This is a genomic window from Pseudomonas lini, assembly GCF_030812475.1.
Classification (GTDB): Bacteria; Pseudomonadota; Gammaproteobacteria; order Pseudomonadales; family Pseudomonadaceae; genus Aquipseudomonas; species Aquipseudomonas lini_A.
The window spans coordinates 78,325-99,807 of record NZ_JAUSSR010000012.1 but is presented as its reverse complement, the minus strand read 5'-3'; the positions used below and the strand labels follow the sequence as shown (position 1 = coordinate 99,807).

Genomic DNA, 21,483 nt, shown 5'->3' with positions numbered 1-21,483 from the left:
CTGACAAAAGCCAGACCGGGCGTTGCGTTTAGAGTCCTGACGCTGTGCCGCGCATCTGCATGCGGCGGCTCATCGTGGCCCTTGAAGTGCGCGAGTCAGAGGCTGCGAGCAACCTGAACCTTCTCGTAAACTTCGATCTTGTCGCCAGGCTTGACGTCGTTGTAGCTCTTGACGCCAATACCGCATTCCATGCCGGCACGTACTTCGGAAGCGTCATCCTTGAAGCGGCGCAGGGATTCCAGCTCGCCTTCGAAGATAACGATGTCTTCACGCAGTACACGGATTGGACGGTTACGGTGAACAACACCTTCGATAACCATGCAACCGGCGATCGCGCCAAACTTCGGCGAACGGAACACGTCACGCACTTCAGCGATACCCAGGATGTTCTCGCGAACATCGCTGCCCAACATACCGGTGAGGGCTTTCTTGACGTCTTCGATGATGTCGTAGATCACGTTGTAGTAACGCATATCCAGGCCTTCCTGCTCGACGATCTTGCGAGCGCCGGCATCGGCACGCACGTTGAAGCCGAACAGTACAGCGTTGGAGGCCAGTGCCAGGTTGGCGTCGGATTCGGTGATACCACCGACACCGCCACCGACAACACGCACTTGCACTTCGTCGTTACCCAGGCCGTTCAAGGCGCCGTTCAACGCTTCCAGCGAACCACGGACGTCAGATTTGAGGACGATGTTAAGCGTCTTCTTCTCTGCCTGGCCCATGTTTTCGAAGATGTTTTCAAGCTTGCCGGCGTGAGCGCGAGCCAGTTTGACTTCGCGGAACTTGCCTTGACGGAACAGAGCCACTTCACGGGCTTTCTTCTCATCCGACAGCACGCTCATCTCGTCGCCAGCGTCCGGAGTACCGTCCAGGCCGAGGATCTCGACAGGGATGGATGGACCGGCTTCCTTGATTGGCTTGCCGTTCTCGTCGAGCATGGCACGTACACGGCCGTAGTTCGAACCGACCAGGACCATGTCGCCTTGGCGCAGGGTACCGTCTTGAACCAGAACGGTCGCAACCGGGCCACGGCCCTTGTCGAGACGCGATTCAACCACGACGCCACGGCCTGGAGCCGAAGGCGTTGCTTTCAGTTCCAGAACTTCGGCTTGCAGCAGAACAGCTTCGAGCAACTCGTCCACGCCGGTACCGACTTTCGCCGAAACCGATACGAACGGGGTATCGCCGCCCCACTCTTCCGAGGTCACGCCGTGAACCGACAGTTCGCTACGGATGCGATCGAGATCGGCGCCCGGCTTGTCGATCTTGTTCACAGCAACAACCAGTGGAACACCGGCAGCCTTGGCGTGCTGGACAGCTTCAATGGTCTGCGGCATCACGCCGTCGTCCGCTGCAACCACCAGGATCACGATGTCGGTCGCCTTGGCACCACGGGCACGCATTGCGGTAAACGCAGCGTGACCCGGGGTGTCGAGGAAGGTGACCATGCCGCGCTCGGTTTCAACGTGGTACGCACCGATGTGCTGGGTGATCCCGCCGGCTTCGCCAGCAGCTACCTTGGCACGACGGATGTAGTCGAGCAGCGAGGTCTTACCGTGGTCGACGTGGCCCATTACGGTCACAACCGGTGCACGGGAGAACGTCTCACCTTCAAACTTCAGGGACTCGGCCAGGGAATCTTCCAGGGCGGTGTCGCTGACCAGGGTCACTTTGTGGCCCAACTCCTCAGCCACAAGCTGAGCAGTTTCCTGATCAAGCACCTGGTTGATGGTCGCTGGAGTACCCAGTTTGAACATGAACTTGATGATTTCAGCAGCTTTGACCGACATCTGCTGGGCGAGATCGCCAACAGTGATGGTCTCGCCAATCTGCACATCACGCACGACAGGGCCTGTTGGGCTCTGGAAACCGTGAGCGTTGCGCTTCTTCAGCTTGGCCTTGCCGCGACCACCGCGACGGAAGCCATCGCTTTCTTCGTCGGTCGTACGTGGAGCAACCCGTGGAGCAGGCGCTTTTTCCTTGACCGACGCACGATGCGGAGCGTTTTTGCGCTCGCCATCGCCACTGCCACGACGACTGTTATCGTCGGCACGTGGTTTGTCCGGACGGCGCTGTTCGTTCTGCTTGTTGCGAACGTCTGCAGACGGCGCTGGTGCAGCGGCCACGACCGGTGCGCTTTCGCGTACGGGTTGGGCAACTGCAGCAGGTGCTGCAACGGCGTCGTTGGTAGCGGTTTGCGCAGCAGCAGGCTGGCGACGCGCTTCTTCTTCGGCGCGACGCTTGGCTTCTTCTTCAGCCTTCTGGCGTGCAGCATTTTCTACTGCACGACGTTCATCCAGTTCGCGTTTGCGCTCGGCTTCGATTTCTTCCGGGCTGCGCTGTACGAAGACTTTCTTCTTGCGTACTTCAACGCTGATGCTTTTGCTGCCAGCAACACGCAGGGTGCTGGTGGTTTTGCGCTGCAATGTAATCTTGCGCGGTTCTTCCACTTTCGCCTTGTGGCTGCTCTTCAAGTGAGTCAGCAAAGACTGCTTCTCACTATCGCTCACACCTTCATCGGCGGCGGTGTGCGGCAGACCTGCCTCACGCATCTGCTGCAACAGGCGCTCTACCGGTGTTTTGACCTCATCGGCCAGTTGTTTCACCGTGACTTGCGTCATGCACTTCTCTCCTCAGGCCGCGCCTAATTACTCGAACCAGTGGGCTCGGGCGGCCATGATCAACTTGCCGGCACGATCATCGTCAATGCCGTCGATGTCGAGCAGATCGTCAATAGACTGCTCGGCCAGGTCTTCGCGGGTAATTACGCCGCGCACCGCCAGTTCCATCGCCAAATCCTTGTCCATACCCTCAAGCGAGAGCAGGTCTTCGGCCGGATGGGCGTCTGCCAGCTTTTCCTCAGTAGCGATGGCTTTGGTCAACAAACGATCCTTGGCACGAGCGCGAAGCTCGTTGACGGTTTCTTCGTCAAAGCCGTCGATGTTGAGCATTTCTTCCAACGGTACGTAGGCAATCTCTTCCAGGCTGGTGAAACCTTCATCTACCAGCACCTGCGCGAGGTCTTCGTCGACTTCCAGCTCGTCGATGAAATTGCGCAGGATGTCGCCGGTTTCTGCTTGCTGCTTAGCCTGGATGTCCGATTCGGTCATCACGTTCAGGGTCCAGCCAGTCAACTGGCTGGCCAGACGCACGTTCTGACCTCCGCGACCGATGGCCTGAGCCAGATTGTCTGCGCCAACGGCGATGTCCATGGCATGGGCATCTTCGTCAACGATAATTGCCGCCACTTCAGCCGGCGACATTGCATTGATCACGAACTGAGCCGGGTTATCGTCCCACAGGACGATGTCCACACGCTCGCCGCCCAACTCGCCCGACACTGCCTGGACGCGCGAACCGCGCATACCGATGCAAGCGCCTTGCGGGTCAATGCGTTTGTCCTTGGAGCGGACTGCGATCTTGGCACGCGAACCCGGGTCACGGGAGGCAGCCATTACTTCGATCAGGCCTTCAGCGATTTCCGGCACTTCGATGCGGAACAACTCAATCAGCATTTCCGGCGCGGTACGCGACAGGATCAGCTGCGGGCCGCGGTTCTCGGTGCGGATTTCCTTGAGCAGCGCACGCAGGCGCACGCCAACCCGGAAGGTTTCGCGAGAAATGATGTCTTCGCGGGCCAGCAACGCTTCGGCGTTGTTACCCAGGTCGACGATCACGTTGTCGCGGGTCACTTTCTTCACGGTGCCGGAGATGATTTCCCCCAGGCGCTCGCGATAGGCATCAACGACTTGAGCACGTTCGGCTTCGCGAACTTTCTGCACGATGACTTGCTTGGCAGTCTGTGCAGCGATGCGGCCGAATTCGATGGATTCGATCTTTTCTTCGACTACGTCGCCAACCTTGGCGCCAGGATGCGTTTCTGCAACCTTGCTCGGCCAGGTTTCGATGGCCGGATCGTCCAGGTCTGCTTCTTCGACGACCGTCCAGCGACGGAAGGTCTCGTAAGCACCGGTGTGGCGATTGATTTCCACACGCAGATCGACTTCGTCCTCGAAACGTTTCTTGGTGGCAGTGGCCAGAGCCAGCTCCAGCGCTTCAAAAATTACGTTTGCCGGTACGCCCTTTTCATTGGATACCGACTCAACAACCAGCAGTACTTCTTTGCTCATCGTACGCCTCGCCTTTCGCAAGCCATTGGATCCGCGGGATCCGCGTCTCAGTCAAAACTGGGAATAATGTTGGCCTTGTCGATCATATCGATCGGCAACAGGAACTCATGGTCTTCTACCTGCACCACGACGTCCTGCTCTTCTACACCGCGCAGAAGGCCCTGAAAGTTGCGTCGCCCTTCGAAAGGCGAGCGCAGCTTGATCTTCACTTGTTCACCGGCAAATTTTGCAAACTGCTCAATAGTGAACAGCGGGCGTTCCATGCCAGGCGAGGAAACTTCAAGGGTGTATTCAACGGCGATAGGATCTTCAACATCCAGTACACCGCTGATCTGACGGCTGACGATGGCGCAATCGTCCACCAGCACACCGCCCTCTTTATCAATATAAACGCGCAACATTGAGTGGCGACCCTGAGCCGAAAACTCAATACCCCAGCATTCATAGCCCAGGGCCACGACCACCGGGGCCAACAAGGCCTGCAACTCTTCTAGCTTGCTCGACACCTGAACCCCCTCGTGCATGTATGTGCATGCTATGCAAAATAAAAAAATGGGCGAAACGCCCATCCTTGAAACGCCGTCGAACAGCGGCGTAGAAAGTGTCCAGCTAACAAAAAGCCCCTGAAAAGGGGCTCCTGAAACTGGTTGCGGGGGCCGGATTTGAACCGACGACCTTCGGGTTATGAGCCCGACGAGCTACCAGACTGCTCCACCCCGCGACAAAGCTGGGGCGGAAGTATACGACCGATCCCTCACAGGGTCAATGTACCTTCCACCTACAAGAAAGCCCGCAACAGCGGGCTCTCCTGATAATTGGTACCGAGAAGGGGACTCGAACCCCTACACCCTATGGGCACAACCACCTCAAGGTTGCGTGTCTACCAATTCCACCACCTCGGCAATACTGCGTTTGAAACCTTCTTACTTCTGCTCTTGAGCTGGAGGCACGTCAGTCGCTGGAGTAGCCGACTTTTGCTCTTGAAGCACCGGGACATCATCAGAAGCCGGTTGTTGCTTTGGAACTTCCAACACTGCCGGGTTTGGCAAACCTACTTGAGTCAGCTGGTGAGCTTTCTCTTTAGCAAAGTAACCTAACCCTAAGCTGGTTATGAAGAAACCTGCGGCAAGTATAGCAGTAAACTTACTAAGAAAGGTAGAGGAACCTTGGCTTCCGAACACAGTATTTGAAGCACCTGCTCCGAAAGACGCGCCAGCATCCGCACCTTTACCCTGCTGCAGCAAAACCAGAGCAACTACGCCCAATGCACCCAGCAGATGAAAAACGACTACGACTGTTTCCAGCATTTTTTCAGTTTCCCGCGGCGCGACAGATCGCACCGAACTCATCTGCATTCAGGGACGCTCCACCAATGAGCCCCCCATCGATATCCGGCATGCCGAACAGTTCGACCGCATTGGCCGCCTTCACGCTGCCGCCGTATAGAAGCCGCACACCTTGCGCGACTTCAGAATTCTTTGCCGCCAACTGGGCGCGAATGGCTGCGTGCACATCCTGCGCCTGTTGCGGTGAAGCCGTCAGCCCGGTGCCAATGGCCCAGACCGGCTCGTAAGCGATGACTGCCTTGGCAAAGACGCCGACACCCAGCTCCTCGATGATACTGTCCAGCTGACGCCCGACAACCTCAAGAGTTTTCCCGGCTTCGCGCTGCTCAAGGGTTTCCCCTATGCACAACACCGGAATCAAGCCACATGCCTGCGCCGCTGCGAACTTGCGGATCAGCATTCCGTCCTGCTCGCCCATGATCTGGCGGCGTTCGGAGTGCCCGACAAGCACCAGGGAACAACCTGCATCCACCAACTGACTCGGTGCAACTTCACCGGTCAATGCGCCTTGCATGGATTCCACCGCAGAGTTCTGCGCACCGATCGAAATCGGCTGGCCTTTCAAGCCATCAATCACTTGATTGATATGCAGGCAAGGCGGGAATACCGCAACGTCAACATCGCTCGGCAAGTCCAGACGGCGGAGGCCGTCAATCAGCTCAGCGACGCTGGTGCGGGTACCGTGCATCTTCCAGTTACCAGCTACCATAGGGCGACGCATGCTGTACCTCGTCGGTCAAAGTGGGCGCAGATGTTACCCAACACAATCATGGCTGGCAAGCCGAATTCAGGCAGAAACTTCAGTAACCAGGTTTGCCAGCTCTTCGGCGTGGCCGCGAACCTGTGTTTCGTCCTCGCCTTCGACCATTACCCGCACCAACGGCTCCGTCCCGGATTTGCGCAACAGCACGCGCCCGCGCCCGGCCATGGCCTGGGTCACGCGCTCGCTGGCCGCCTTGACCGCCGGATGATCGAGGGGGCTTGCACCACCGCCGAAACGCACGTTGATCAGCACCTGAGGACACTTGCGCAGCGCCTGACGCGATTGCGCCAGCCCTTCGGTGCGCCTCTTCAGCGCCATCAGTACCTGCAACGCGGCAATGATCGCGTCACCGGTGGTGGTGTGACTGAAGCAGACAATGTGCCCCGAGTTTTCACCACCCACCAGCCAGTCGCGCTCTTGCAACTCGGAGATGACGTAACGGTCGCCGACATTGGCCCGCACAAAAGGAATGCCCAGGTCCGCCAGGGCCAGTTCCAGCCCCAGGTTACTCATCAGCGTACCGACGACACCGCCCTGCAACTTGCCACGCTCCTGCAGATCGCGAGCGATGATGAACAGCAATTCGTCACCGTCGACGACAGCACCGGTGTGATCGACCATCTGCACCCGATCGCCATCACCATCAAAGGCAATGCCAAGATCGGCATGCTCGGCCAATACGGCAGCCTGCAGCGGCTCCATATGGGTCGAACCGCAATTGTCATTGATGTTCAAGCCATTGGGATGGGCAGACAGCACAACGACTTCGGCGCCCAGCTCACGGAACACACTCGGCGCCACCTTGTAGGTCGCACCGTGAGCGCAGTCGAGCACGATCTTCAGGCCCGCGAAGCTGGTGCCGGTCGGAACGCTGCTCTTGCAAAACTCGATGTAGCGGCCGGACGCATCGTTGACGCGCGAGACCTTGCCGATCTTGCTCGACTCGACCACGGTCATCGGGGTGTCGAGCAACTCTTCGATCATATGTTCGACTTCGTCCGGCAGCTTGGTGCCGCTTCCGGAGAAAAACTTGATGCCGTTGTCGTCGTGGGGATTGTGCGAGGCGCTGATCACGATGCCCGCTTCGGCATGGAAGGTGCGCGTCAGGTAGGCGATGGCCGGTGTCGGCATCGGGCCCAGGAGCAAGACATCGGCACCCGCCGACGTCAGTCCGGCCTCGAGTGCCGATTCGAACATGTAGCCGGAGATCCGGGTGTCCTTACCCACCAACACTTTGCAGGCGCCCATTTTGCGGAACGCCATACCCGCAGCCCAACCGAGCTTGAGCATGAAATCAGGCGTGATCGGGTATTCGCCGACGCGACCACGAATGCCGTCGGTACCAAAGTATTTTTTAGTCATAAGCGCTCCATCATTCTTATTCGGCTGATTCCACAGCGGCGATCATCCGCAGTACATCGACTGTTTCGGCCACATCATGGACGCGCAATATACGCGCTCCCTTGAATGAGGCCAGCGCCGCGAGCGCGAGACTGCCATGCAGGCGTTCTCCGACCGGGCGATTCAAGGCCTGACCTATCATGCTTTTTCGCGAAACCCCGACCAGCAGGGGCCGCCCCAAGGCATGCAAGGCTTCCATATGCTTGAACAAGCTTAGATTGTGTTGCAGGTTTTTGGCGAAACCGAAACCCGGATCCAGAATGATCCGCTCGGCGGGAATCCCTGCCGCTGCACATTGCGCCATGCGCCCGGCAAGAAACTCGCCCACTTCCCGGGTCACGTCCTGATAGTGCGGATTGTCCTGCATGTCACCCGGCTCACCGAGCATATGCATCAGGCAGACCGGCAAGCCGGTAGCCGCGGCCGCATCCAGCGCGCCATCGCGCTGCAGCGACCGCACGTCATTGATCAACCCTGCCCCAAGCCGGGCGCTTTCGCGCATGACGGACGGGGTAGAGGTATCCACCGAGATGATCACATCCAGCTCGCGATGAATTCGCTCGACGATGGGCGCTACGCGCTCGAGCTCTTCCAGCGGTGAAACCGCCCTGGCACCCGGCCGGGTCGATTCGCCACCGACATCGATAAGGGTTGCGCCGGCCGCCACCATGGCTTCGGCGTGACGCATGGCCGCATCGAGCTGGCTGTATTGGCCACCATCGGAAAAGGAATCGGGAGTGACATTGAGAATGCCCATGACATGCGTCAGGGCCAAATCAAGAACCCGGTTGCCGCAAGGCAACCGGGTCGAGGACTGAACAGAAGTCATTTCAAACCTTATACGTCAGCAGCCGGACCGCCGATAGGTGTTTCCGGACGCTCGCCCTGCACGACCGGAGGTGTTCCGGAAGTACCAGTGCCACCGGACCAGTCGCGAGGTTCGCGAGGCGTACGACCGGCCATGATGTCATCGATCTGATCGGCATCGATCGTTTCGTACTTCATCAAGGCATCGGCCATGGCGTCGAGCTTGTCACGGTTGTCCGTGAGGATCTGCTTGGCGGTGCCGTAGCACTGGTCGATGATGCTGCGCACTTCGGAGTCGATCAGCTTCGCTGTCTCACCGGAGAAGCTTGCGCCTTGACCGCCGCCACCACGACCGAGGAACACTTCACCCTCTTCTTCGGCATACATCAACGGACCGAGCTTTTCCGACAGGCCCCACTTGGTCACCATGTTCCGTGCAATCTGGCTGGCACGCATGATGTCGTTGGAGGCACCGGTGGTGACACCGTCGAAGCCAAGGGTCATTTCTTCAGCGATACGGCCGCCGTACAGCGAGCAGATCTGGCTGATCAGCGCACGTTTGGACAGGCTGTAGCGATCTTCTTCCGGCAGGAACATGGTCACACCCAGCGCACGACCGCGCGGGATGATCGACACCTTGTAGACCGGGTCATGCTCGGGCACGACGCGACCGACAATGGCATGGCCGGCTTCGTGATAAGCGGTGTTCTGCTTCTCTTTCTCGGACATGACCATGGATTTGCGCTCGGCACCCATCATGATCTTGTCTTTGGCCAGCTCGAACTCTTTCATTTCAACGATGCGCTTGCCGGCACGGGCGGCGAACAGCGACGCTTCGTTCACCAGGTTCGCCAGGTCAGCGCCGGAGAAACCAGGGGTACCACGGGCGATCACGGCCGGAGCGACGTCGTCACCCATCGGCACTTTGCGCATGTGGACCTTGAGAATCTGCTCACGGCCACGGATATCCGGCAGACCAACGACGACCTGACGGTCGAAACGGCCTGGACGCAGCAGCGCAGGGTCCAGTACGTCCGGACGGTTGGTGGCGGCGATGACGATGATGCCGTCATTCATTTCGAAGCCGTCCATCTCTACCAGCAACTGGTTGAGCGTCTGTTCGCGTTCGTCGTGACCGCCACCCATGCCGGCGCCACGGTGGCGACCGACGGCGTCGATTTCATCGATGAAGATGATGCATGGCGCGTGTTTCTTCGCCTGCTCGAACATGTCGCGAACACGGCTGGCACCGACGCCGACGAACATTTCGACGAAATCGGAACCGGAAATGGTGAAGAACGGCACTTTGGCTTCGCCGGCAATCGCCTTGGCGAGCAAGGTTTTACCCGTACCCGGAGGGCCGACCATCAGCACACCGCGAGGAATGCGACCGCCCAGGCGCTGGAACTTGCCCGGGTCACGCAGGAACTCGACCAGCTCGCCGACTTCTTCCTTGGCTTCGTCGCAACCGGCAACGTCATTCAGGGTGGTTTTCACCTGGTCTTCGGAGAGCAGGCGCGCCTTGCTCTTGCCGAAGCTCATCGGCCCGCCCTTGCCACCGGCACCGCCCTGCATCTGCCGCATGAAGAACATGAACACGGCGATGATCACCAGGATCGGGAAGCTCGCCACCAGGAGCTGAGTCCAGATGCTTTGCTGTTCAGGCTGCTTGCCTTCGACCACGACGTGGTTGTCCACGAGGTCGCCGATCAGACCATTATCCTGGATTGCCGGACGGATGGTCTTGAAGCTGTCGCCATCGTTGCGCTTGCCGGTAATCACATAGCCATCGACGGCTACGCGCTCGACCTTGCCATCCTTGACCTGCTGGATGAAGTCGGAATAGTTGAGGGTCTGCGGCTCGTTAGGGCTGGAGAAGTTGTTCATCACCGTCACCAGGACTGCCGCGATGATCAACCACAGGATCAGATTCTTTGCCATATCGTTCAATTAACTACCCTCTGAAGCAAGCGCCGCTGATAGGCGCGCGCTTCGCATGATATTCACCGGCCTAACTTACTACATTACCTACGACTCTGGCAGGCGCCGTCTGTAACCCTTTGTGAAACACTTCCTACACAATATTCGCTAATTCCTACAAGGCGAAATACGAAAATCCTATCGCCCCGCAAAAAAACCTCGATTTACTCACTACTGCCGCGGTAGCCCCAAGCCAGCATGTATTGCTCGCGGGAACTGCCACGGGAAGAGTCCGGCTTGATCATCTGGACCTTGTCGAATTTCTGACGAGCGTCCTTCACGTAAGCATCAAACCCTTCGCCCTGAAACACCTTGATCACGAAATTACCACCCGGCTTGAGTATCCGAGCCGCCAGATCAAGAGCCAGCTCACATAGAAACATGGCTTTGGGCATGTCCACCTCAGGCGTACCACTCATATTGGGGGCCATATCGGAAATCACAAGGTCCACCTGCGAATTACCCACGGCCTCAAGGATCTGAGCGAGCACTTCGTCCTGGGTGAAGTCACCCTGGATGAAAGTCACGTCCGGAATGCTGTCCATTTCCAGGATGTCCGAGGCGATCAGACGCCCCTGGCCACCGATCAGCCGACTAGTGACCTGCGACCAGCCGCCGGGCGCCGCACCCAGGTCGACAACGCTCATACCCGGACGGATCAGCTTGTATTTCTCCTGGACCTCCAGAAGCTTGTAACTCGCACGCGAGCGGTAACCATCCTTCTGCGCCTGCTTCACATAGGGATCATTGACATGTCTTTGCAGCCACTTAAGGCTTGTCTTGGAACGGGCCACGGGCCACCTCAAAAATAAAACGGGTCGTGATTAACTGGGCGGTCCCGGACTCGCTCGGGTAAACTGGCCGCCGCTTTTTACAAGATCAGACGCAGGGGTCAGATTATGCCGCTCACTCAAGAGCAGAAGAAACAGTACAAATCCATTGGCCACCATCTGAAACCGGTTTTGATCGTGGCTGACAACGGTTTGACTGAAGGTGTGTTAGCCGAACTTGAACGCGCTTTGGCGGATCACGAGCTGATCAAAATCAAGCTCAACATCCTCGATCGCGAGTCGCGCCTGGCGAACATTGCAGAACTGTGCAAAGTCGGCAAAGCGGACCTGGTTCAGGTCATCGGCAAGATGGCACTGATTTACCGCAAGAACTTCAGCGTCAACAAGCAGCTGTCGAACGTTCATCGCTTCAAGTGATGGCAAGGGTCAAGGGTGTGCTTCGCGCACCCTGCCACTCCATCCCGGCACCGGTTGCAACACCAGCACCAACCCGGAAAACCCCAGGACAAGAAAGCTGAACACGTGCCAGCGCACCGCATCGGGCCAGCCGAAGCGCACCGCGAAGTACATCGCACACGCATACAGCGCCGTCATCAGCAGTTGCCCGCGAATATCGCGCCATAGACGGGCAAGGCCCTCGGCCTGAATCAGCACCAAAGCCTGAAAAATCACACACACTGCGGCGAATCCCACCATCAGTGTATTGAGCACGTCCACGATTTCGTCGATCAGCAGCGGCGCCAGGCCGATATGGCCCAGCACCGGCAGCAGACCGATATGCAACAGCCACAGCCCACCCACCCATAACATCTGGGTCAGTTGCCAAAGCATGGCGCCCGCATGCAGCGGGCGCCTTCTTTCAGATGTGGCGAACTTCGACAATCTCATACTCGATAACGCCGCCAGGCGTTTTCACGGCAACTACGTCGCCCTCTTCCTTGGCAATCAAGGCCCGGGCCAGTGGCGAGCCCACCGATATCTTGCCGAGTTTGAAGTCGGCCTCATCCTCACCCACGATGTGGTAAGTGACGCTTTCATCCGTCTCGACGTTGGCGATTTCAACGGTGGTGCCGAAGATCACTTTGCCGGTGTGAGGAATGGTCGTGACGTCGATGATGACCTGGTTCTGAATCCGGCCTTCGATGTCACGAATCCGCGCCTCAACCATACCCTGCTGCTCGCGGGCGGCATGGTATTCGGCGTTCTCCTTCAAGTCACCCAGTTCCCGCGCTGTGCCGATGTCCTGGCTGAGCTTCGGACGGACGACCTTGGTCAGGTGGGCGTGTTCTTCTTCCAGGGCCTTGGCGCCCTGGACGGTCATTGGGTATTTGATCATGCCTTCAATCCTGCGTGTAGATCCTGCAAGCGGCGCACGGTCTTCTCGGGACCGAACTTCAGCGCTTCGCAGATAGCTTCGCCAGCAGCAATGGTAGTGGTGCAATAGATCTTGTGCTGCAAGGCATTACGACGAATGGAGTACGAATCGGCGATCGACTGACGGCCTTCGGTGGTGTTGATGATCAAGGTGACTTCGTCGTTCTTGATCATGTCGACCACGTGCGGACGACCTTCGGTCACCTTGTTCACGCGACGCACTTTCAGCCCTGCGGCTTCGATCAGCCTGGCAGTGCCGGCAGTGGCGACCACGTCGAAGCCCAAGTTGATCAGATCACGGGCCACGCCCGCAACCAGTGGCTTATCGTCATCACGTACGCTGATGAATGCGGTACCGCCGGTCGGCAGCACTTCGCTGGCGCCCATCTGGGCTTTGGCGAATGCTTCACCGAAGGTGTCGCCCACGCCCATCACTTCACCGGTGGACTTCATCTCAGGGCCCAGGATCGGGTCCACGCCAGGGAACTTGGCGAATGGGAACACCGCCTCTTTCACGCTGTAGAAGTTCGGAATGATTTCCTTGGTGAAGCCGATTTCCTTCAGGGTTTTCCCTGCCATCACGCGAGCCGCGATCATGGCCAGGGAAACACCGATGCACTTGGACACGAACGGTACGGTCCGGGAAGCGCGCGGGTTGACTTCGATGACGTAGATGTCTTCGCCTTGCAGCGCCAACTGCACGTTCATCAGGCCGACCACGCCCAGCTCCAGGGCCATTTTCTTGACCTGTTCGCGCATTTCGTCCTGGATGTGCGCAGGCAGCGAGTACGGCGGCAGGGAGCACGCGGAGTCACCGGAGTGAACACCGGCTTGCTCAATGTGCTGCATGATCGCGCCGATCACCACGTCGGTACCGTCGCAGACCGCATCCACGTCCATTTCGATGGCGCAGTTGAGGAAGTGATCCAGCAGCACCGGGCTGTCGTTGGACACTTTCACCGCATCGCGCAGGTAACGCTTGAGCTCTTCTTCTTCGTAGACGATTTCCATCGCACGGCCGCCCAGTACGTAGGACGGACGAACCACCAGCGGGTAACCGATCTTGCTGGCGGCACGAATCGCTTCGTCTTCGCTGCGCACGGTGGCGTTTGGCGGCTGACGCAGGTTCAGGCGCTCGACCATCTGCTGGAAGCGCTCACGGTCTTCGGCACGGTCGATGGCGTCAGGGCTGGTGCCGATGATCGGCACGCCGGCTTCTTCCAGGGCGCGAGCCAGTTTCAGCGGGGTTTGGCCGCCGTACTGGACGATCACGCCTTTTGGCTTCTCGACGCGGCAGATTTCCAGCACGTCTTCCAGGGTCACTGGTTCGAAGTACAGGCGATCGGAGGTGTCGTAGTCGGTGGAAACGGTTTCCGGGTTGCAGTTGACCATGATGGTCTCGTAACCGTCTTCGCGCAGGGCCAGCGCCGCGTGTACGCAGCAGTAGTCGAACTCGATGCCCTGGCCGATACGGTTTGGACCGCCGCCGAGGATCATGATCTTGTCGCGGCCCGACGGCGCGGCTTCGCACTCTTCCTCGTAAGTCGAGTACATGTAAGCGGTGTCGGTGGCGAACTCGGCCGCGCAGGTGTCAACGCGCTTGTAGACCGGGTACACCTCGAGCTTGTGGCGGTGGCGACGCAGTGCCTTCTCGGTCACGCCCAGCAATTTGGCCAGACGCATGTCGGAGAAACCCTTGCGCTTGAGCTTGAACATCAAGTCGCGGTCGATGCTGGCCAGACCCAGGGTCTTGACCTTCTCTTCTTCCTTGATCAGATCTTCGATCTGCACCAGGAACCATGGGTCGATCATGTTCATGCCGAAGATATCTTCGACCGACAGGCCGGCGCGGAACGCGTCCGCCACGTACCAGATACGCTCGGCACCCGGCACGGTCAGTTCGCGCTTGAGGATGCTCATGCTTTCCGGGTTGCTCAGGTCGAGCTTCTCGTCCAGGCCGCAAACGCCCACTTCCAGGCCGCGCAGGGCTTTCTGCAGGGATTCCTGGAAGGTCCGGCCGATAGCCATGACTTCACCGACCGACTTCATTTGCGTGGTCAGGCGTGCGTCGGCTTTCGGGAATTTCTCGAAGGCGAAACGTGGCAGCTTGGTGACGACGTAGTCGATGGACGGTTCGAAGGACGCAGGCGTAGCGCCGCCGGTGATTTCGTTCTGCAACTCGTCCAGGGTGTAGCCGATCGCCAGCTTGGCAGCAATACGCGCGATCGGGAAGCCGGTGGCTTTCGAGGCCAGGGCCGAAGAGCGGGACACCCGCGGGTTCATCTCGATCACGACCATGCGGCCAGTGTCCGGGCAGATCCCGAACTGGACGTTGGAACCGCCAGTCTCGACGCCGATCTCGCGCAGTACCGCCAGGGAGGCGTTACGCATGATCTGGTATTCCTTGTCCGTCAGGGTTTGTGCCGGAGCAACGGTGATCGAGTCACCGGTGTGCACACCCATCGGGTCGAAGTTTTCGATGGAGCAGACGATGATGCAGTTGTCCTTCTTATCGCGGACAACCTCCATCTCGTACTCTTTCCAGCCGATCAGCGATTCGTCGATCAGCAGCTCTTTGGTCGGCGACAAATCCAGGCCGCGGGCGCAGATTTCTTCGAACTCTTCGCGGTTGTACGCGATGCCGCCACCGGTGCCGCCCATGGTGAAGGACGGACGAATGATGCACGGGAAGCCCAGGCGCTCAAGCACCGCGTTGGCCTCTTCCATGCTGTGGGCGATACCCGAGCGCGGGCAGTCCAGGCCGATGGATTTCATCGCCTTGTCGAAGCGCGAACGGTCTTCGGCCTTGTCGATGGTGTCAGCGTTGGCGCCGATCATTTCTACGCCGAACTTTTCCAGGACGCCTTCGCGCTCCAGGTCCAGGGCGCAGTTCAGAGCGGTCTGGCCGCCCATGGTCGGCAGCAGCGCGTCCGGACGCTCTTTCTCGATGATCTTGGCCACGGTCTGCCACTTGATCGGCTCGATGTAGGTGGCGTCGGCCATGTCCGGGTCGGTCATGATGGTCGCTGGGTTGGAGTTCACCAGGATGACGCGGTAACCCTCCTCGCGCAGGGCTTTGCAGGCCTGGGCGCCGGAGTAGTCGAATTCGCAGGCCTGGCCGATCACGATCGGGCCAGCGCCGAGAATCAGGATGCTTTTAATGTCTGTACGTTTTGGCATGGGTTGTCACTCAAATCCGCAGGTCAGTCGGCAAGCCGTCTTGTTCAATCTGTGAAGGCTCGAGGGGGCCACCGGTGTCGGGACCGCCCTCGAGCTTTGCTGCATCTAGGCGAGCGATCAGCGTCGCTTGGCCATTTCGTTGATGAAGCGATCGAACAATGGCGCTACGTCGTTCGGGCCAGGGCTGGCTTCAGGGTGACCCTGGAAGCTGAAGGCGCTCTTGTCGGTAAGCTCGATGCCTTGCAGGGTGCCGTCGAACAGCGATTTGTGGATCGCCCGGACATTGCCTGGCAGGGTAGTCTCATCTACCGCGAAGCCGTGGTTCTGACTGGTGATCATCACCACACCGCTGTCCAGGTCCTGGACCGGGTGGTTGGCGCCGTGGTGGCCGTGGCCCATTTTCAGGGTCTTGGCGCCGGCGGCCAGGGCCAGCAGCTGGTGACCGAGGCAGATACCGAAGACCGGGATGTCGGTCTGCAGCACGTCCTTGATCGCCTGGATCGCGTAGTCGCATGGCTCGGGGTCACCCGGGCCGTTGGACAGGAACACGCCATCGGGGTTGAGCGCCAAGGCTTCAGCGGCGGGCGTTTGCGCCGGCACCACGGTCACGCGGCAACCGCGCTCGACCAGCATGCGCAGGATGTTCAGCTTGACGCCGTAGTCGTAGGCAACCACGTGGTAAGGCAGCTCGGATGCTTCAATGGTCGCGTGGCTGTCGGTTTTCAGATCCCAGACAGTCGAGCGCCATTCATATTGCTTCTGGGTGCTGACGACTTTCGCCAGGTCCATGCCTTTCAGGCCAGGGAACTCTCGCGCTGCAGCAATGGCCGCTTCTTCGGAGATGTTGTCACCGGCCATGATGCAGCCGTTCTGCGCGCCTTTCTCACGCAGGATGCGCGTCAGGCGGCGGGTGTCGATACCGGCGATTGCCACCACGTTGTTGGCTTTCAGGTAATCGGACAGCGACAGCTTGTTACGCCAGTTGCTCGCGACCAGCGGCAGGTCCCGGATAACCAGGCCAGCGGACCAGACGCGATCGGACTCGGCGTCTTCCGGTGTGGTACCGGTATTGCCGATGTGCGGGTAAGTCAGGGTAACGATCTGTTGGGCGTAGGAAGGATCGGTAAGGATTTCCTGATAGCCGGTCATGGCGGTGTTGAACACCACCTCACCAACGGTTTGACCGTCGGTTCCAATGGCTTCGCCGCGAAAAATGCTGCCATCAGCAAGGGCGAGTATGGCTGGCTTAGTCAAGAAGACCTCCCGTAAATAAAGCCTGAAAGGGCGATCGCAGGTTGTAAAAAAGCGGAGTGACGTATGGACACGTCACCCCGCTTCTTCACCGAATAATTCTGCGCGCTTTTAGTGGACACACTAAAGCTGTAGCTTACAGAAAAAGGCATTTTTGGTCTACCGCCAATGAGCCCTAAAGGCCGGAGAATGCGACAGGACGTCGCTTGGCGGGATAAAAACGGGTCCAAACCCCAGGCTTGAACCCGATTTCGGGTGCATCTTAACGCAGATCGAGCACGTCTTGCATGTCGTAAAGGCCTGGCCCACGCTTGTCCAGCCACAATGCCGCACGGACCGCGCCCTTGGCGAAGGTCATGCGACTGGACGCCTTGTGCGTGATCTCGACACGCTCACCGTCGGCGGCGAAGAGCACGGTGTGATCGCCCACGATGTCACCGGCACGCACGGTCGCGAAGCCGATGGTGTCGCGGGCACGGGCACCGGTCTGGCCTTCTCGACCGTAAACCGCCACCTTCTTCAAGTCACGACCCAGCGCATCGGCAATCACTTCACCCATGCGCACGGCGGTACCGGACGGCGCATCGACTTTATGCCGATGGTGGGCTTCAGTGATCTCGATGTCGACATCGTCACCCAGCACCCGGGCCGCGGTGTCGAGCAGCTTCAGGCACAGATTGACGCCGACGCTGAAGTTGGCCGCGAAGACGATCGGAATATCCTTGCCCGCCTCCGCCAGCAACTGCTTCTCTTCTACGCTGAAACCGGTGGTGCCGATGATCATCGCCTTGCGATGCTTGCGGCAGAACGCGAGATTCTTCAGGGTCACCGTCGGGTGCGTGAAGTCGATCAGCACATCGAACTCGTCAGCTACCCGATCCAGATCACCGGACAATGGCACGCCGATACGACCCAGCGCCGCCAACTCACCGGCATCCGCGCCGACCAGCGAGCTGTCAGGGCGATCAATCGCAGCCGTCAGACCGGCGCCTGGCGTTTGCTGCACGGCCTCGATCAGGGTTTTGCCCATGCGCCCGGCGGCGCCCATCACTGCAATACGTCGCATGCCTGTCTCCTTACAAATCGCCGAAGAAGCGCTTTACGCCTTCGAACCAACCGGTGGTTTTCGGCGAATGACTGTTGTCGTCCGCCAGCGAGTTACGGAATTCTTCCAGCAATTCGCGCTGACGGCGCCCCAGGTTGACCGGGGTTTCGACCGCCACACGACACATCAGGTCTCCGGCACCGCCACCACGTACTGGTGCAACGCCTTTGCCGCGGACACGGAACTGCTTGCCGGTTTGAGTCCCCTCGGGGATTCTCAGCTTGACCCGACCATCGAGGGTCGGAATCTCCAGCTCGCCACCCAGCGCCGCGTCGACAAAGCTGATCGGCACTTCGCAGAACAGGTGTTTGCCGTCACGCTGAAAGATAGCGTGCTCGCGCACATTGATCACCACGTACAGGTCGCCGGTCGGGCCACCCTGCGCACCCGCCTCGCCTTCGCCGGACAGGCGAATACGGTCACCGGTATCGACGCCGGCCGGCACTTTCACCGAGAGCGTCTTGTACTCTTCGACTCGGCCTTCGCCGCGGCAGGAATCGCACGGATCGGAAATGATCTTGCCTTGGCCATGGCAGCGCGGGCAGGTCTGCTGCACCGAGAAGAAGCCCTGCTGCATGCGGACCTGGCCGATACCGCCGCAGGTCGGGCAAGTGACAGGCGAAGAGCCTTTCTTTGCCCCCGATCCGTCGCACGGTTTGCAATTGACCAGTGTCGGAACGCGGATATTCACGGTGGTACCGCGCACCGCTTCTTCCAGGTTCAGCTCCAGGGTGTAGCGCAGGTCGCTGCCGCGCTGAGCGCCGCCACGGGAGCCGCCGCGACCGCCACCGAAGAAGTCACTGAAGACATCACCAAAGATGTCGGAGAAGTTCTGACCGCCAAACCCGGCACCGCCGCCGCCCATGCTCGGGTCGACGCCGGCATGACCGTACTGGTCGTACGCCGCGCGCTTGCTGGAATCGGACAGCACTTCGTAGGCCTCGTTGGCCTCCTTGAACATCTCTTCCGACGCTTTGTCATCGGGATTACGGTCCGGGTGGTGCTTCATCGCCAGGCGACGGTAGGCCTTTTTCAGATCCGCTTCGCTTGAGCCGCGCTCAACACCCAATACTTCGTAATAGTCACGCTTTGCCATAAGTCTTTGCACTCTTAAGGACGTTCGGCAAACCCCTCCTGAGCCTCGCCAAACTCGTTGAGCCCCAATACAGGCCCGGACCCAACTCACGTCAATTCAACGATCCTGGTCTTGATTCGATGCGGCACTTTCGACTCGGAAAGCAGGAGCATTTCCGGCCATGCCACCAACACACGAGCGATGTCGCATGCTGTAAAAATTCGCTAACTCCAGACACGCCAACGCGGGAGCAAGCTCCCGCGCGGCGACATCCTACCAGTCACCGCCAGAAGGCAGTCAACCGGGCGACCAACAACTTACTTGTGGTCTTTGACTTCTTCGAACTCAGCGTCCACGACGTCGTCGGCTTTTTCAGCTTTTTCGTCGTGTGGTGCAGCGCCTTCAGCAGGCTGGGCCTGTTCGGCGTACATTTTCTGAGCCACTGGCGCGGAGACTTTGGACAGCTCTTCAACCTTGGCATCGATAGCAGCCTTGTCGTCGCCCTTGATGGCGGCTTCCAGGGCTACTACTGCAGCTTCGATTGCAGTCTTCTCTTCAGCACTCACTTTGTCGCCGGCATCAGCGACCATTTTGCGCGTCGAGTGAACCAGCGCGTCGCCCTGGTTACGGGCGCTGGCCAGCTCTTCGAACTTGCGGTCTTCCTCGGCGTTCACTTCAGCATCACGAACCATCTGCTGAATTTCGTCTTCGGACAGACCGGAGTTGGCCTTGATCACGATCGACTGAGTCTTGCCGGTGGCCTTGTCTTTCGCGCCGACGTGCAGGATGCCGTTGGCGTCGATGTCGAAGGTCACTTCGATTTGTGGCACGCCACGTGGTGCTGGTGGAATCTCGGCCAGGTCGAATTTGCCCAGGGACTTGTTCTGTGCGGCTTGCTTGCGCTCGCCTTGCAGCACGTGAATGGTCACTGCGCCCTGGTTGTCGTCGGCCGTCGAGAACACTTGCGATTTCTTTGTAGGAATCGTGGTGTTTTTCTCGATCAGCGCAGTCATCACGCCGCCCATGGTTTCGATACCCAGGGTCAGCGGGCTGACGTCGAGCAGCAGGACGTCTTTCACGTCGCCGGCCAATACCGCGCCCTGGATCGCAGCACCCATGGCAACCGCTTCGTCAGGGTTGACGTCTTTACGGGCTTCTTTACCGAAGAAATCGGTGACCAGCTTCTGAACCAGTGGCATACGGGTCTGACCGCCGACCAGGATCACGTCGTTGATCGCGCCAATGTCGATACCGGCGTCTTTCATCGCAATGCGGCAAGGTTCGATGGTGCGTTGAACCAGGTCTTCCACCAGCGATTCCAGCTTGGAGCGCGAGATCTTCACGTTCAAGTGTTTCGGACCGGTAGCGTCTGCGGTGATGTACGGCAGGTTCACGTCGGTCGACTGGCTCGAGGACAGTTCGATCTTGGCTTTTTCAGCCGCTTCTTTCAGGCGCTGCATCGCCAGCGGATCACCTTTGAGGTTCATGCCGCTTTCTTTCTTGAATTCGTCGACGAGGTAGTCGATCAGACGAATGTCAAAGTCTTCACCGCCCAGGAAAGTGTCGCCGTTGGTGGCCAATACTTCGAACTGGTGCTCGCCATCGACTTCAGCGATTTCGATCACGGAAACGTCGAAAGTACCGCCGCCCAGGTCATAAACGATCACAGTGTGATCGCCCTTGGCCTTGTCCATACCGTAAGCCAGCGCAGCTGCGGTCGGTTCGTTGATGATACGTTTGACGTCCAGGCCCGCGATGCGGCCGGCGTCCTTGGTGGCTTGACGCTGGCTGTCGTTGAAGTAGGCCGGAACGGTGATCACCGCTTCGGTCACTGGCTCGCCGAGGTAGTCTTCGGCGGTCTTCTTCATTTTCTTCAGAATTTCAGCCGAGATTTGTGGCGGTGCCATTTTCTGGCCGTTCACTTCAACCCAGGCGTCGCTGTTGTCAGCCTTGACGATCTTGTAAGGGACCATCTGGATGTCTTTCTGCACGACTTCTTCGTCGAAGCGACGACCGATCAGACGCTTCACCGCGTACAGGGTGTTGTGCGGATTGGTCACTGCCTGACGCTTGGCCGATTGGCCAACCAGGATTTCGCCATCGTTGGCATACGCCACGATCGAAGGCGTGGTACGCGCGCCTTCGGCGTTTTCGATGACTTTGGCTTTGCCGTTTTCAAGAATGGAGACGCAGGAGTTGGTAGTCCCCAGGTCGATACCGATAATTTTGCCCATGTTCACTCTCCCGAAACTTTGGATTTGGATGCCGCAGCAGTGG

The 21,483-nt window shown here is 59.0% G+C and carries 17 protein-coding genes and 2 tRNA genes; 1 reads left to right on the top strand and 18 read right to left on the bottom strand.

Annotated features, from left to right (window positions below):
* Positions 1 to 95 precede the first annotated feature (95 nt).
* The 11 genes from infB to rlmE form a co-directional block, all read right to left on the bottom strand.
* The gene (gene infB, locus J2W17_RS22405; RefSeq protein WP_307339539.1) at positions 96 to 2,624 is read right to left on the bottom strand and encodes a translation initiation factor IF-2; all 2,529 of its coding nucleotides are present in this window, start codon (positions 2,622 to 2,624) and stop codon (positions 96 to 98) included.
* Positions 2,625 to 2,651: 27 nt separating this feature from the next.
* Entirely contained in the window at positions 2,652 to 4,133 is a 1,482-nt protein-coding gene (gene nusA, locus J2W17_RS22400; RefSeq protein WP_007900474.1) for a transcription termination factor NusA, read from the bottom strand.
* 47 nt (positions 4,134 to 4,180) lie between these two features.
* Positions 4,181 to 4,639, bottom strand: coding sequence for a ribosome maturation factor RimP (gene rimP / locus J2W17_RS22395; protein WP_010463487.1), 459 nt, complete (start codon positions 4,637 to 4,639; stop codon positions 4,181 to 4,183).
* A 138-nt stretch (positions 4,640 to 4,777) separates the two neighbouring features.
* Positions 4,778 to 4,854 (bottom strand) — tRNA-Met (locus tag J2W17_RS22390).
* Between the two features lie 95 nt (positions 4,855 to 4,949).
* A tRNA-Leu gene (locus tag J2W17_RS22385) sits at positions 4,950 to 5,035 on the bottom strand.
* 21 nt (positions 5,036 to 5,056) lie between these two features.
* Positions 5,057 to 5,440: a preprotein translocase subunit SecG gene (secG, locus tag J2W17_RS22380; protein ID WP_017336473.1), complete on the bottom strand. Its 384-nt coding sequence runs from the start codon at positions 5,438 to 5,440 to the stop codon at positions 5,057 to 5,059.
* Between the two features lie 4 nt (positions 5,441 to 5,444).
* Positions 5,445 to 6,200, bottom strand: a complete 756-nt coding sequence (gene tpiA / locus J2W17_RS22375; RefSeq protein ID WP_307339532.1) for a triose-phosphate isomerase — start codon at positions 6,198 to 6,200, stop codon at positions 5,445 to 5,447.
* A 66-nt stretch (positions 6,201 to 6,266) separates the two neighbouring features.
* Positions 6,267 to 7,604 (bottom strand): phosphoglucosamine mutase, encoded by a 1,338-nt coding sequence (gene glmM / locus J2W17_RS22370; protein WP_307339529.1) that lies wholly within the window; start codon positions 7,602 to 7,604, stop codon positions 6,267 to 6,269.
* A gap of 16 nt (positions 7,605 to 7,620) precedes the next feature.
* On the bottom strand, positions 7,621 to 8,472 hold the full coding sequence (gene folP / locus J2W17_RS22365) for a dihydropteroate synthase (RefSeq protein ID WP_307339525.1): 852 nt from the start codon (positions 8,470 to 8,472) through the stop codon (positions 7,621 to 7,623).
* Between the two features lie 8 nt (positions 8,473 to 8,480).
* The gene (gene ftsH / locus J2W17_RS22360; protein WP_307339522.1) at positions 8,481 to 10,391 is read right to left on the bottom strand and encodes an ATP-dependent zinc metalloprotease FtsH; all 1,911 of its coding nucleotides are present in this window, start codon (positions 10,389 to 10,391) and stop codon (positions 8,481 to 8,483) included.
* A gap of 203 nt (positions 10,392 to 10,594) precedes the next feature.
* Positions 10,595 to 11,224, bottom strand: a complete 630-nt coding sequence (gene rlmE, locus J2W17_RS22355) for a 23S rRNA (uridine(2552)-2'-O)-methyltransferase RlmE (protein WP_307339519.1) — start codon at positions 11,222 to 11,224, stop codon at positions 10,595 to 10,597.
* A gap of 105 nt (positions 11,225 to 11,329) precedes the next feature.
* On the opposite strand from rlmE, the gene J2W17_RS22350 reads away from it, so the two are divergent.
* A complete protein-coding gene (locus tag J2W17_RS22350; RefSeq protein ID WP_008057408.1) occupies positions 11,330 to 11,638 on the top strand; it encodes a YhbY family RNA-binding protein in 309 nt (102 codons plus the stop codon).
* 9 nt (positions 11,639 to 11,647) lie between these two features.
* Here J2W17_RS22350 and J2W17_RS22345 read toward each other — a convergent pair whose 3' ends face one another.
* The 7 genes from J2W17_RS22345 to dnaK form a co-directional block, all read right to left on the bottom strand.
* Positions 11,648 to 12,052 (bottom strand): MFS transporter, encoded by a 405-nt coding sequence (locus J2W17_RS22345; protein WP_307339515.1) that lies wholly within the window; start codon positions 12,050 to 12,052, stop codon positions 11,648 to 11,650.
* A gap of 28 nt (positions 12,053 to 12,080) precedes the next feature.
* Positions 12,081 to 12,557, bottom strand: coding sequence for a transcription elongation factor GreA (gene greA / locus J2W17_RS22340; RefSeq protein ID WP_010463507.1), 477 nt, complete (start codon positions 12,555 to 12,557; stop codon positions 12,081 to 12,083).
* Positions 12,554 to 15,775, bottom strand: coding sequence for a carbamoyl-phosphate synthase large subunit (carB, locus tag J2W17_RS22335; RefSeq protein ID WP_307339509.1), 3,222 nt, complete (start codon positions 15,773 to 15,775; stop codon positions 12,554 to 12,556). Before carB ends, greA begins: the two co-directional genes overlap by 4 nt.
* A gap of 117 nt (positions 15,776 to 15,892) precedes the next feature.
* Entirely contained in the window at positions 15,893 to 17,029 is a 1,137-nt protein-coding gene (gene carA, locus J2W17_RS22330) for a glutamine-hydrolyzing carbamoyl-phosphate synthase small subunit (protein ID WP_307339506.1), read from the bottom strand.
* Between the two features lie 259 nt (positions 17,030 to 17,288).
* Entirely contained in the window at positions 17,289 to 18,092 is an 804-nt protein-coding gene (dapB, locus tag J2W17_RS22325; protein ID WP_307339503.1) for a 4-hydroxy-tetrahydrodipicolinate reductase, read from the bottom strand.
* A 10-nt stretch (positions 18,093 to 18,102) separates the two neighbouring features.
* Positions 18,103 to 19,227 (bottom strand): molecular chaperone DnaJ, encoded by a 1,125-nt coding sequence (gene dnaJ / locus J2W17_RS22320; RefSeq protein WP_307339498.1) that lies wholly within the window; start codon positions 19,225 to 19,227, stop codon positions 18,103 to 18,105.
* Positions 19,228 to 19,523: 296 nt separating this feature from the next.
* Positions 19,524 to 21,440 (bottom strand): molecular chaperone DnaK, encoded by a 1,917-nt coding sequence (gene dnaK / locus J2W17_RS22315; protein ID WP_307339495.1) that lies wholly within the window; start codon positions 21,438 to 21,440, stop codon positions 19,524 to 19,526.
* Between the last annotated feature and the right edge of the window lie 43 nt (positions 21,441 to 21,483).

Bases quoted from the DNA above. Each gene is read 5' to 3' on its own strand.
- infB (WP_307339539.1), bottom strand. From the start codon at position 2,624: ATGACGCAAGTCACGGTGAAACAACTGGCCGATGAGGTCAAAACACCG.
- nusA (WP_007900474.1), bottom strand. From the start codon at position 4,133: ATGAGCAAAGAAGTACTGCTGGTTGTTGAGTCGGTATCCAATGAAAAG.
- secG (WP_017336473.1), bottom strand. From the start codon at position 5,440: ATGCTGGAAACAGTCGTAGTCGTTTTTCATCTGCTGGGTGCATTGGGC.
- tpiA (WP_307339532.1), bottom strand. From the start codon at position 6,200: ATGCGTCGCCCTATGGTAGCTGGTAACTGGAAGATGCACGGTACCCGC.
- glmM (WP_307339529.1), bottom strand. From the start codon at position 7,604: ATGACTAAAAAATACTTTGGTACCGACGGCATTCGTGGTCGCGTCGGC.
- folP (WP_307339525.1), bottom strand. From the start codon at position 8,472: ATGACTTCTGTTCAGTCCTCGACCCGGTTGCCTTGCGGCAACCGGGTT.
- ftsH (WP_307339522.1), bottom strand. From the start codon at position 10,391: ATGGCAAAGAATCTGATCCTGTGGTTGATCATCGCGGCAGTCCTGGTG.
- J2W17_RS22350 (WP_008057408.1), top strand. From the start codon at position 11,330: ATGCCGCTCACTCAAGAGCAGAAGAAACAGTACAAATCCATTGGCCAC.
- J2W17_RS22345 (WP_307339515.1), bottom strand. From the start codon at position 12,052: ATGCTTTGGCAACTGACCCAGATGTTATGGGTGGGTGGGCTGTGGCTG.
- greA (WP_010463507.1), bottom strand. From the start codon at position 12,557: ATGATCAAATACCCAATGACCGTCCAGGGCGCCAAGGCCCTGGAAGAA.
- carB (WP_307339509.1), bottom strand. From the start codon at position 15,775: ATGCCAAAACGTACAGACATTAAAAGCATCCTGATTCTCGGCGCTGGC.
- dapB (WP_307339503.1), bottom strand. From the start codon at position 18,092: ATGCGACGTATTGCAGTGATGGGCGCCGCCGGGCGCATGGGCAAAACC.
- dnaJ (WP_307339498.1), bottom strand. From the start codon at position 19,227: ATGGCAAAGCGTGACTATTACGAAGTATTGGGTGTTGAGCGCGGCTCA.
- dnaK (WP_307339495.1), bottom strand. From the start codon at position 21,440: ATGGGCAAAATTATCGGTATCGACCTGGGGACTACCAACTCCTGCGTC.